Origin of the sequence: Bacillus sp. FF-1, assembly GCF_028548245.1 — a bacterium.
Classification (GTDB): domain Bacteria; phylum Bacillota; class Bacilli; order Bacillales; family Bacillaceae_G; genus Bacillus_A; species Bacillus_A paranthracis.
Genome location: NZ_JAQQGG010000002.1, coordinates 1 through 12302, shown reverse-complemented (window position 1 = coordinate 12302; position 12302 = coordinate 1). Strand labels below are relative to the sequence as shown.

The 12302-nt window shown below is 33.1% G+C and carries 12 protein-coding genes, 3 pseudogenes and 1 other annotated feature; of the genes and pseudogenes, 2 read left to right on the top strand and 13 right to left on the bottom strand.

Features of this window, described 5'->3' with window-relative positions; genetic code table 11:
* Window positions 1–18: 18 nt before the first annotated feature.
* Window positions 19–684 (bottom strand): HAD family hydrolase, encoded by a 666-nt coding sequence (locus PQF83_RS05460; protein ID WP_000288833.1) that lies wholly within the window; start codon window positions 682–684, stop codon window positions 19–21.
* Between the two features lie 197 nt (window positions 685–881).
* Between PQF83_RS05460 and PQF83_RS05455 the strand changes: the two genes are divergently transcribed.
* Window positions 882–1679: a lipid II flippase Amj family protein gene (locus PQF83_RS05455; protein ID WP_000237162.1), complete on the top strand. Its 798-nt coding sequence runs from the start codon at window positions 882–884 to the stop codon at window positions 1677–1679.
* Window positions 1680–1703: 24 nt separating this feature from the next.
* Complete coding sequence (locus PQF83_RS05450) at window positions 1704–2279, top strand: nucleotidyltransferase family protein (RefSeq protein ID WP_001025800.1); 576 nt, start codon at window positions 1704–1706, stop codon at window positions 2277–2279.
* A 36-nt stretch (window positions 2280–2315) separates the two neighbouring features.
* Here the strand turns inward: PQF83_RS05450 and PQF83_RS05445 are convergent, their stop codons facing one another.
* The 12 genes and pseudogenes from PQF83_RS05445 to PQF83_RS05400 form a co-directional block, all read right to left on the bottom strand.
* Window positions 2316–3230 (bottom strand): alpha/beta fold hydrolase, encoded by a 915-nt coding sequence (locus PQF83_RS05445; RefSeq protein WP_000584222.1) that lies wholly within the window; start codon window positions 3228–3230, stop codon window positions 2316–2318.
* 37 nt (window positions 3231–3267) lie between these two features.
* Window positions 3268–4608 (bottom strand): sodium-dependent transporter, encoded by a 1341-nt coding sequence (locus PQF83_RS05440; RefSeq protein WP_000814557.1) that lies wholly within the window; start codon window positions 4606–4608, stop codon window positions 3268–3270.
* A 116-nt stretch (window positions 4609–4724) separates the two neighbouring features.
* Window positions 4725–4973 (bottom strand) — a binding site (T-box leader).
* Window positions 4974–5716: 743 nt separating this feature from the next.
* Complete coding sequence (locus tag PQF83_RS05435; RefSeq protein WP_001091053.1) at window positions 5717–6202, bottom strand: immunity protein YezG family protein; 486 nt, start codon at window positions 6200–6202, stop codon at window positions 5717–5719.
* Window positions 6203–7270: pseudogene (locus PQF83_RS05430) on the bottom strand (DNA/RNA non-specific endonuclease); the annotation flags it as partial.
* Between the two features lie 515 nt (window positions 7271–7785).
* The gene (locus tag PQF83_RS05425; RefSeq protein WP_000708805.1) at window positions 7786–8250 is read right to left on the bottom strand and encodes a hypothetical protein; all 465 of its coding nucleotides are present in this window, start codon (window positions 8248–8250) and stop codon (window positions 7786–7788) included.
* Between the two features lie 814 nt (window positions 8251–9064).
* Window positions 9065–9409 carry a DUF2185 domain-containing protein gene (locus tag PQF83_RS05420; RefSeq protein WP_000867689.1) on the bottom strand — a complete coding sequence of 115 codons (345 nt, stop codon included), beginning with the start codon at window positions 9407–9409 and terminating at the stop codon, window positions 9065–9067.
* Window positions 9399–9938, bottom strand: coding sequence for an ankyrin repeat domain-containing protein (locus tag PQF83_RS05415; protein ID WP_000698516.1), 540 nt, complete (start codon window positions 9936–9938; stop codon window positions 9399–9401). Before PQF83_RS05415 ends, PQF83_RS05420 begins: the two co-directional genes overlap by 11 nt.
* A gap of 16 nt (window positions 9939–9954) precedes the next feature.
* A complete protein-coding gene (locus PQF83_RS28550; RefSeq protein WP_001998786.1) occupies window positions 9955–10074 on the bottom strand; it encodes a GH-E family nuclease in 120 nt (39 codons plus the stop codon).
* Window positions 10075–10349: 275 nt separating this feature from the next.
* Window positions 10350–10673 (bottom strand): annotated as a pseudogene (locus PQF83_RS05410) (WXG100 family type VII secretion target); the annotation flags it as partial.
* A 22-nt stretch (window positions 10674–10695) separates the two neighbouring features.
* Window positions 10696–10913, bottom strand: a pseudogene (locus tag PQF83_RS28545) (hypothetical protein).
* Between the two features lie 342 nt (window positions 10914–11255).
* On the bottom strand, window positions 11256–11705 hold the full coding sequence (locus PQF83_RS05405; RefSeq protein ID WP_001030889.1) for an SMI1/KNR4 family protein: 450 nt from the start codon (window positions 11703–11705) through the stop codon (window positions 11256–11258).
* Window positions 11706–11720: 15 nt separating this feature from the next.
* The coding region (locus PQF83_RS05400) for an HNH/ENDO VII family nuclease (RefSeq protein ID WP_272792287.1) at window positions 11721–12302 on the bottom strand (582 nt) is incomplete at its 5' end.

Below are 12302 nucleotides of genomic sequence, written 5' to 3'. Positions count from 1 at the left end.
GATTATTAGTCTCTATATTTACTTCTTTATCAAACTATTTTCTAAACAAAAATGATGTAGTTCTTTTACATCATTTACGATATGAGTCGCACCAACTTCAGTCAATTCCATTTCACTACCATAGCCATATAAAACGCCGATCGATGCAATTTCATTATGATTCGCGCCGATTATATCGTGCTTTCTATCTCCAATCATAACAATTTCTTCTTTATTAAGTTCTTCATTTGTTTGTAAAATATGAGCAATGATTTCTTCTTTTTTTATTCTTGTACCATCTAAATTACTTCCAATGATACCTTCGAAATAATTTGTTAGTTGAAAATGCTCTACAACTTGTTCAGCAAATATAGTAGGCTTTGAAGTTGCTATAAATAAACGATTTCCAGTATCTTTTAATTGTTTTAAAAGATTTGGAATACCCTCGTAAACATTATTCTCCAACAATCCACGTTGCTTTAAATATTCTCTGAAATAAAAAACAGCTCGTTCAACTTCTCCTTCATTCATATTATATCTCTCTACAAATGATTGCTGGATGGGTGGACCGATAAATGAATCTAACTCGCTTATATGTAATTCTTCAATGCCAACCTTTTTTAATGCATACAATACTGAATTTACAATCCCTTCTTTCGGATCCGTTAATGTTCCATCTAAATCAAATAAATATGTTGTGTACACGTTTCAATCCCCCACTCGTTTTACTTTATAAGTAACCTATAACAGATTTCCCCCTCTTTCCCTTCTATTATAATACTATCATTATCTTTTTTTCTGAAAAATTACTTTTCCTATGTCACATACTTTCACTTACAAAATGTAATAGATATGATAAAGTAAAAAAGTTACAATTATTTTAATAGAAACTGGTGAAACAAATGGTAATTACGTTAATTTTTATAATGGCTTTCACGATTGTAATCCACGCAGTTGAAACAAGCTCTTATAGTATTCGATTAGCAGGCGTTCGTTTAAAGAAGATCGCTGTTGCATTATCTGTCGTAGGAATCGTATTGCTCATTTCAAGAACGTCAAACTTACTACAAGCCTTTTTACTTGGCGGGATTGTCGATGAAGCAAAACTAGATTCTTCTATTGATTTAGAGAATATTATGCGACTCGTTCTATTATCGGCTTCTGTTGGTACGTTGCTTGCGATTATACTATATCCAACTTTGACAAAACTATTTGGATACGTCATTCAAAATTTTGAAACAGATGGTTCATTCATTCGAATGATGAAGACGAATAACATTCAAAAATTAAAGTACACAAAAAAATATGTACGGTTTCCAAAGTTCGAAATGATTCATAGACTACGCATTGGTGGTATTCCAAAACGTATTATGCTTATTAATATGTTTGCTACTGCTATTTATACAGCAGGTGTTCTTTCTGCCCTTTACGCTTCATTTCTAAATCCAGATTATGCAACAAACGCAAGTACAGCTTCTGGTCTTGTAAATGGTTTTGCTACAATTTTATTAACCGTACTACTCGATCCACGCATCGCTCTTTTAACAGAACGTGCTTTACAATCAGAGAATGGTGCTGAGTCTATGAGTAAAATGTACGGTTGGCTAATGATTTCTAGACTTTTTGGTACATTATTAGCACAACTACTATTTGTACCAGGTGCTTACTGGATTTTATGGATTATTGAACTAATACATTAATTTACTAGAAAGGTGAATATATCAATGAATATCCAAACAGAGCAACATATCATTCGCTTAATAGAAAACGACGAATGGATGATGGACGTATTACAATTAGCAAAATCACTAGAATTACCTGATTGGTGGATTTGTGCCGGGTTTGTTCGTTCTAAAATTTGGGATACTTTACATAACTACGAAATAAGAACAACTATACCAGACGTTGATGTCATTTATTTTGATCCTTTTCGTAAAGATGAGATATACGAACAATTATTAGAAAAGAAACTGATAAATTTGGATGCCTCTATCCCTTGGTCTGTAAAGAATCAAGCTCGTATGCACGTAGTAAATAATATGCCACCGTATTCTTCTTCTGTTGATGCTATTTCTAAATTCCCTGAAACAGCAACGTCTTTAGGGGTTACATTAGACGAAAAAAACAATGTTATATTAACAGCTCCGTGCGGCATTGAAGATGTTCTTTCCTTACAAGTGAGACCAACAGCTCATTTTCTGGAATCGAAAGAGCGTATACATATGTACAAAAACAGAGTTATTAAAAAGAACTGGCAAAGTAAGTGGCCTAGCATTACAATCACATATCCAGAAATTTAGAAAGGATGCTTCTTATTTAGAGAAGCACCCTTTTCTTCATTTCAAAAAATGTATGACTGTTTCTGCAAACCTATTTGCTTCCTCATAATGAGGTGAATGACCACTTTCTTCAAATACGATATACTTGCCGTTTCGGGCATCTTTATTAAATATTTCAATTTGTTTTTCACACGTTACAACATCATGTTTTCCTACTATTAATAACATTGGATTCTGTACATCTTTTATTTTAGATAATAATGACGTATGACATGCTCCCTCTAATTTTAATCTATCAAAGTGAATTTTGGAGCGATTTGAAAATTCTTCCCACTCTTCATCACTATATAAACTCTCATCTGTCTCATCTTCCTTATTATTGTAAATCTCCATTCTTTTTTCTTCTAATTCATCACTTAATCTTATATAAGCTTCTAACAACTCTTCTGAACAAGCATTGCTAGATGAATAAAATAAACACGCTTTTGCTACTTCTTCTTTTCCATATTTTTTTAATAAGTCCGCTGTCTTTTGTAATAAAGCTCTACTTGTTAATGCAAAATCAAAAGTTGGCCCTTCAAATATTATTTTCTCTATTGAACTTGGATATATCGACGCATATAACAATGCTACATATCCACCGAAAGAATGTCCAATTACAGACCACTTCTCAATTTGTAATACTTTTTTTAATTCCTCACAGTCTTCAATTAAATCTTTTAATCCAAAATCTTCGTCCTCAGTAATTTCTTCTGAGCGACAAACACCTCTTTGATCTATCATAATTACATATAAAGAATCTTTTAAACGTTCCGCTTGATGAAATGAAAAATCGTAACAACTTTCTCCTGGTCCACCATGCAAGTATAGAACTGGTTTATTTTTAGGGTTTCCATGCGTTTCAACGTATAGCTTTTTTCCTCTAATATGCATGTATTTCCCTGCTTCTATCAAATTCGCCTTTATGATCATCACCTTCTTTTTTTACTGAATATTATAACATCAACTGTTAAATAATCCCTATTACATTTAAAAAGACGATAATGATTGCGAGTGGTGCTACAAATCGAAGTAAAAACGCCCAACAAGTAAATACTTTCTTTCCATAATTTCCACCTACAAAAAACTCTGCTTCTAATACCTTTTTTTCCATTTTAAATGAAACGAAAATACTAATGAATAGTGCACCAAGTGGCATTAATATATTACTAGATAAGAAGTCTACTGCATCAAAAATATTTTTTCCGAAAATCGTAATATCACTCCATACTCCAAATGATAACGCTGATGGTATACCTACTAAGAAAATGCAGAAACCGATCATCCATGATAACTTTGTTCTTCTTTCTTGTTCGCCATTTGCTACTGCTGAAACAACTGTCTCTAATAGTGAAAATGCCGATGTTAATGTCGCAAATGTAAATAGTGCAAGGAATACTGTTAAGAAAAACCCACCAAATGGAATTTGACTAAATACTGATGGTAATACGATAAATAGTAATCCAGGCCCTTCTGTTGGCTCCATTCCTAATGAAAATACGGCCGGAAAAATTGCAAGTCCTGCAAATAATGAAACAAATAAATTCAATCCAACAATTGTTATTGCTGATTTTGGTAAACTTTCTTTTTTATTTAAATAGGAACTATACGTGACCATAATCGATATCCCGATACTAATCGCAAAGAAAGATTGTCCCATTGCGAACAAAATACTTTCTGAAGTAATCTTTGAGAAGTCTGGTTGTAAGAAAAACTTCACACCTTCCATTGCATTATCAAGTGTTAATGAGCGAACAATAAGAGCGACAAATAAAACGAACAACGCTGGCAACATATATTTACTTGCTTTTTCAATTCCGTTTTGTACACCTTTTGATACGACCCAAATCGTAATGAACATAAAAGCGAAATGTCCCATAATTGCCCAAACAGGATTTCCAATTGTTTCAGTAAATAATGAACCGTAATTTTGTCCTGGAGTAATAAGTTGTCCCGTTACTCCTCTGAATAAATAAATTAACACCCATCCACCTACAACACTATAAAACGAAAGTAGTATAAAACACGTTCCGACGCCAAGGCGTCCAATCCAGTGCCACCCTGTATTTGGTGCAATACTTTTAAATGCGCCAACTGCTTGTTTCTGCGTACTACGTCCAATCATAAATTCAGCTATAAGTAGTGGTAATCCAATTAATACAGTAAATAATATAAAGATTAAAAAGAATGCTCCTCCCCCGCTTTTCCCAGCGATATAAGGAAACTTCCATATTGCGCCAAGTCCAATTGCCGATCCTGCTGCTGCCATTATAAAACCTAATTTCGAAGTCCATTGCTCCGTCTGTTTCATCTCATTTTCCTCCTAATAAAATCATTTTATATAAATAATTAAATTTTATAAACCAATCCGAATAAACCCTCCATTTCTATTTCCATAAAATAAAAAAATGGCTCAACGTCTCTATATAAAGAGACGCTAAGCCATTTACTTAACGCGGTACCACCCTTATTGATTCCATTATGAATCCACCTTAGTAGTAATCGTTTGATTACAAACCTAATATCGAAGGTTAACCGTTAAGATTTACTAAGAATGTGATTCCGTTCCACCTTACTGCTCCTAGGCGAGTTCAGGATGTCATTTGACTATGTCACACCAACCCATAGCTCTCTGTACAAATATACGACCTTACTACTCCTATTCAACACATTTAAATATTTAGAATATATTTTCTTTTGAAATTAATATGAAGTATATCGGTTATATTTGTAACTGTCAAGGGATATATTAAAATTTGTTGAGAAACCTTTTTATGATCCTCCGTCATCATCATCACTATCAGCAGTACCTTCTTCTGGATCATCTTTATCTTGTTGTTACGATGACTCTTTTTGTTGAATAACGTTAGTTACCGCTGTAGTAGGCGACTCCACCTGTTATTGGATGTACTCTTACATCAACCGTTAAATCGTACTTTACGATGACTTCAAAACATAATACACCCCTTAATTTTTACAATAATTTTTTCTCTAGTAATGTCGTACACTGTACAAAGCCACTACAATCTATAAATTTTAACACTTAATACACTTATAAAATTATACGTTTACCAACTTATTTCTACACTAAAATGCAAAAAAGCACTTGTTGCCATAATTGACAATCAAGTGCTTTAAGTTCATATGTTTTTAAGTAGCGGAAATTTATAAGTTTTGTAGTAACAGTATGACACCCTTTACATGTCATGATAACTACTACGTTAAAACTTACGAGTTTGTACGAGTTCGTTAGTTTCATGCTCACTCCATGTGTTTATATTCACCGCCATGTAAAATGTCATATCGTCTAAGCTCGTACCTCGTTTTCTATTCTATCATTGCACACCGTACTCCATGATGGTATAACCATCATGGAGTATGTATTTTCAAACACCTTATATCTATAACTCTAGTAGAGATCATTTTTGTGTATTAATATATTCTCTAATTAGTTTCACATCACTTTCTCTCTTTTCATCAGGGGAAATTCCTAATTTTTTATACTTCCATATAATTAATCTCTCATAATGATTATAATTATTTTCTTCGTCTAATAAAGTATAATCAAATTCAATATCAAACTTACCAGTAGAATATAACTTAAATGTTAAATTAGTCCAAGGTTCCTGCTTATTTCTTTTAAATTCTTCCCATAACTCTCTAAAGAGGCTGTCAAGAAGATTTAATTGACGATCAGTCTCGTCTTCATCAATCCCTTCCATATCTTCAATATCTAAACTGTATATTGGTTCCTGCTTATTTTTTGGATAGTAGAAAAATACCGTCGAATCACTATATTCCTCAACTTCTGAATATACCATTACTTTTTCCCATGGTTCTGGAATAATATTGTTTAACTGTATAGCTACTTTTTGATAAATACTTTCCAAGTTCTCTGTATTCATTTACTTTCCTCCATATACATTTTTCAAACTAGCTTTAAATTTTTCTCCATCAATTCTATATTTTATGTTAAAGCTTACAGGCCTCACAGAATTCCCTTCATATACAGGTCTAATATCAACTATAACTTCCCGCTTATCTCTTAAAGCTTTTGCCCAAGCAGATTCCAATTTTTTATAAGCACTTACATTAACATTACCATTCATTGCAACTATGTTATCAATTAGCGGAGATCCATTAAATTGCGTACCGATTAAATGTCCACCATGATCGCCTTGAGTACTAGGAGCTTTGACTCGGTCTTCTCCTCCAGCAGCTAGCTGATGCTTACTATTACGTTCTCCCATCTCTAACGTTAATTCTCCAGAAGCTCTCTCAATTCTTCCTAGTTCATCTGTTTGATATAGATATCCATTCGTTTCATATTTTACATTAGGTTTCAATTTAAATTCATCTAAAAAGTGACTACCATCTTTAACTACATCATCAACAGCCTTACTACCTTTACCCGTACCCTTAACAACCTTACTCTCCATATACTGATAAGCCTCTTTCAGAGAATACTGTCCCCCCTCTGAGACCCTTCCTACTCCAGGCATGACATAGGCTTTCCCTACACCTGGGATCCATTTGTACTCCATTAATGTTTTTACTGCGTGCTGGATCTTTTCATTCCCCTGCAAGAAAGTTGTTTTTACGGTTGTGGCACCTTTGTTCCATAGGCTTCCGATTTTGTCGGCAAATCCTTTTGCTGTGGAGGCTACAAAGTTTACACCCTCTTTTACTTTGTGGCTGGCTGTTTTTATGCCATCGACAGCTGCTTTTCCAGCTACCATTGTTACGCCTTCGCCTAGTTTTTTTCCTGCTTTTACAATTGTCTTCCCAAAGCTAGAAGCGACATACTTTATTCCTTTTCCAGCAAGACTTGCCACTTTTCCAACAGGAACAAAGTTTAGGAGCGTCCATCCTGCGGCAATGAGTCTTTCTTTTGGTGATAATTCTTTTCCTGTAATAGGGTCTTTACCGGTAACTGCACGAATTGCATCATTTACTCCGATGAATTCAGCTGCTCTTTAGAATCTATTTTCTTATACTATTTGCTGAAACAATATATGTACTTATCATTTATTATACTCTCCTCTTTTCTATCCTAAAATGAAAAAAACACTTGTTGCCTCTCATAGACAATCAAGTGCTTTATGTTCATATGTTTTTAAGTACTATAAATTTGTAAATCTTGCAGTAAAAAATGTGATACCTTTTGTATATCATAAAAACTACTATTTTAAAACTCACGAGTTTATACGAGTTCATTAGTTTCATATACAATCCATGTGTTTATATTCATCGCCTAGTAAAATGTCATCTCACCTAAGCTCGTACTTCTTTTTTATTCTATCATTGCACATAGTAATAGTACTCCATGATGGTATTACCTTCATGGAGTCTCTATTTTCAAATATATCATTTTTCTTTTTTCTAATTCAATATTTTAATTATCTTTAGTTCGCTTGCCTTATGTGTTAGTGATATATAACACCTTTCTTATAGATAGCTTTGGCACTATAGAGTGCTCCTAAAAACATTATCTTTCCTCTCTACACAAATGAATATAATGACCAAATTCAGGAAATACGTCCCAGTTTCTTTCAAGGGTATCGCTAATCTCACGCTCCTCGACTAAGCCGGTCTTTAAATCCCTTTTTTCCATTGCTATATAGCCATTTTCTCGGAATCCCCAAATTAAGCTACTTACTTCTGTATCAGTTTCATCATCATATTCCCAATACGTAGCTGTTCTTAAAAATATCTTACTCTCACTCATAACTTCAAAATCATAATTTAAATACTTACAAATAAAGTCATCATAAAATCCCACCGAAACCCATTCATTTGTAACATTTACAATATACTTAAGGTTTTCATCTTCAGTTAATACCGCCGTATATGGTTCATGTTTTTGATGGTATGTGTATGCATCACGATCATCTAGAATATTCCAAGGCTTCTTTTTAATTTCCGACCATTCGTCACAATAATAAATTTTCATAGTCAATTATACACCTTCCCTTTAATATCCCTAATAATAATCCTATTTTTTGTTGCTTCATCAAGAATCGTTTGCGAAATTGGTTTATTTTGAACTGGCACTTCTAATATTAACTCACCTTTAAGTCGCCCCCCTTTGAGAGCGTTAGGATTAAAAGGACCATTTGATATTTTAGAAACTGAAGGATATTTTTTTGTAATTTCATTTAAATAACTCTTAGCTGTTTTTTCTTGTACTTCACTAAGCTGAGTGAATTTTCTCGATACTATTCCCTTATTTTGTGCATATGAGTCAACTACGTATTTTTTACCCCTACTTCTTTTGTTTCCAACGTAAGCTTAACATCATTCCCTTTAAACATTGGGAATCCTAAAATATCAAGCGGACAAACTATAATATCAATGGTATGACCGATGATATTAATATTATTGAGGATTTGCAAGCGAATGTCAGTTTTTGTTGAGAAAATAGGGATGGAAAAGACGAGCTTTTTTATTTAGATTGATTGATTCGAACACATGTTGGAAACGGGAATGAATGCTTTAGAGCATTTACAGAATTTCTTTACAAGCAACGAATCGAACGAGACATGGGAAAAGCTATCCTTGAAGTTCGTAAAAACAAATTAAATAATCTACGAATTGTTGGTAAAAATAATAAAAACATTAACTTAAACGAAGATGATAAATAACTCTTGTCATGAAATAACACTATAAAAAAAGTCAACAGACCACTACGTTCTCCTAACGTCGCTGTTGACTTTTCTTATTGGAAATGCATTTTTGTCAGTGCCCATGGAACTCACAAAATAGCATCAATTTCCTTTTACAATTTGACCAATATCTTTCTCATCTTCACTTATTAAATCATAAAATCCTACATGAACCCCTTCTTTATACAACCAACATAGGTCTGTTCCATAGGGAGCATCAAAAATTTCTAACATAACTGGTGCTATTTCTAATATAGAGCTTGCTCCTAAAACTTGAAAATTACTAGAATCATTTACATATTCATCATCATCTTCTAAAGAGTAAATAGTCCACCCATTTAATTGAGGAACTTCTGATTTTTCTCTAAATGTATAACGTATTGGTTTTCCGGCTACAACATTCTTAGAAACAATAAAACCTCCAAAGTCAGAATTATTAACTTTCATATTCACACTCCTCAATAATAGTTAATAAATCATTTCTCCAAGAATACTCTTTGGCATAATCCACACATGATTTTCCAAATTCATCTTTCAAATTATACTTTGAGCCACTACTAATAAGTAGTTTATACATCTCTTTATTATCTTTTGTAGACAATTTATTTATCGTAATAGCATATTTCAAGGGGATAGCATTATATTTATCTAAAGCATTGATATTAATCTCATTATCAATAAGTAACCTTGTTATCTCTAATTCATATTCTATTGTTGGACGTAAAACACAAAAATAAAACATATGCAATGCATTCCTTTTATTTTTAGCTGTAGTATAATTAATATCAATATCCTCTTCTAGCAAAAATTTTATAATCTTAAGTTTTTCACTAGAATTTTTATCATTAATCATTGCCATACACAATAAATTGATATCTAACTCACTATCAATTTGATTAATATCACCATCATAAAATCGTTTAAAATCTTCATAAGTTCCTTCTCTAACCGCATCAAAAATATTTAATATTTTCATTGCATCATCTTCCTAACTACTCATATTTATGACTCCTATTTGCAGAAGGCGTTTCTAATCTGAAATTATCTGGGTTAAACTGAAATTCCTTTAATTCTTCAAGAGTAATCTCACCATGTTTATACTTCTCAAACATTTTCTTATACGAATTTCCTTCTGTATGCCCAAAATCTACTTTACCTTTTCGTGGTCGTCCAGGTTCCAGTCAATTGTCTCACTAGTGTTAGGGTCTCGTAAAATTCCATCTGGGTCTATCTGTTTATTGAAAACATCTTTTTCAAATCCAAGTTTCTTTTCCCCAGATAATTGTGGTCTACCCCTAGGCTTTCCGTTTTTAATATATGGACCATTTTCTAAAGGGCCTGAAAAATCATCTAATTTCTTTATATTAGCTCCACTGGCTTTATCACCAACATCACCCGTACCCTTAACAACCTTACTTTCCATATACTGATAAGCCTCTTTCAGAGAATACTGTCCTCCTCCTGAGACCTTTCCTACTCCAGCTATGGCGAAGCCTTTTCCCTCGCCTGGGATCCATTTGTACTCCATTAATGTTTTTACTGCGTGCTGGATCTTTTCATTCCCTTGCAAGAAGGTTGTTTTTACGGTTGTGGCACCTTTGTTCCATAGGCTTCCGATTTTGTCGGCAAATCCTTTTGCTGTGGAGGCTACAAAGTTTACACCCTCTTTTACTTTGTGGCTGGTTGTTTTTATACCATCGACAGCTGCTTTTTAGTAGATACTCTTTATTTTCTCAATCTAACAAAATATTAGCTTTTTTATTATAACTTATTTCTATACTAAGACGAAAAAAGCACTTGTTGCCTATCATAGACAATCAAGTGCTTTAAGTTCATCTATTTTTAAGTAGTATAAATTTGTATATTTTGTAGTAACAGTATGACACCTTTTATATGTCGTGACAACTACTACGCTAAAACTTACGAGCTTGTACGAGTTCTTTAGTTTAATATATATTCCATGTGATTATATTCATCGCCTAGTAAAATGTCATATCGCCTAAGCTCGTACTTCGTTTTCTATTCTATCATTGCACACAGTACTCCATGATGGTACAACCATCATGGAGTACTTACTTTCAAACACCATATATTTTTTCTATCCACATCAAAAACAAATTCGTTTTCATTCTCTTTTCTTGTCTACCTACGCACAAAACTTTAAATATAATTATATATAAAACAAAAAATATATCAATAATACTTATAACTTCTATTCATCATGAACAATTAATCTTCTTATAATAAAAATGACCTTATTCAGCTTTAAGCTAAACAAGGTCATTTATCTATATTAAAACTCTTCTTCCCATGCTTCTTTTGCATCTAATAACCTTTGTGATAAAAACTCATAAAAATTCTTTGCTGTATTGTAGTCATCAAGTCCACCTTGTCTATCCCATGCTATTACTGGGCACTCATTGTTTTCCATATTACTAGTGTCTAGACAATAAGCATATTCCCCAATATTTTCAATAACTACTAAATTCTCACTCATTCCTAAATCCCTATAACTCTCTGTTTCAATAACAACAGAAGCTATATTAGACTTAGCCACCCCTAAAATATCAACACCAAATAACCCACCAGAGCCATAATTTGTTAAAAACCACTTATAACTTTCTGGCAATTTTAACTGTAGGGTATCTTGAACATAATCAACTTGTTTTTTATCTACTCCACCAGTAAAGTCATCTGATTCCATATTTACCTTAATAAAATTGGTTAATTCCTCTTTATTCATTCAAAATTCCTCCTTTTATAATTCAGCTTTATCTATTTGTTTAGCTCTCCATCTCCAATATTTCGACCTAAAATTTTCATATTGCTTTTTTAACACAGGGTCGTTTCTAAAGCTTCCACCATTCTCCACTAAGCCATGCAATATTTTATAATATTCCTTATGCATGCTACCCGGAAGCTCCACCATTGATCCGGGCTCTCTTTGAATTAAATGATGAAGTTCTATAGCAGTCCCATCTTGCCAAATTGGTGCTCTTCCTTTTTTCATCAATTGGAGATTTGTCATACCAGTTTTAGGGTCAATTCTCATATAATCAATATCTAACCTTTGAAAAACCCGTCTGCTAATATCCCTTACTTCTCCATTAACTTTAGTTGTTCCAGTATATTCTACATCCTTATAGTTTTTATATTCTTTACCCGTACCCTTAACAACCTTACTCTCCATATACTGATAAGCCTCTTTCAGGGAATACTGTCCTCCTCCTGAGACCTTTCCTACTCCAGCTATGGCGAAGCCTTTTCCCTCGCCTGGGATCCATTTGTACTCCATTAATGTTTTTACTGCGTGCTGGATCTTTTCATTCCCTTGCAAGAA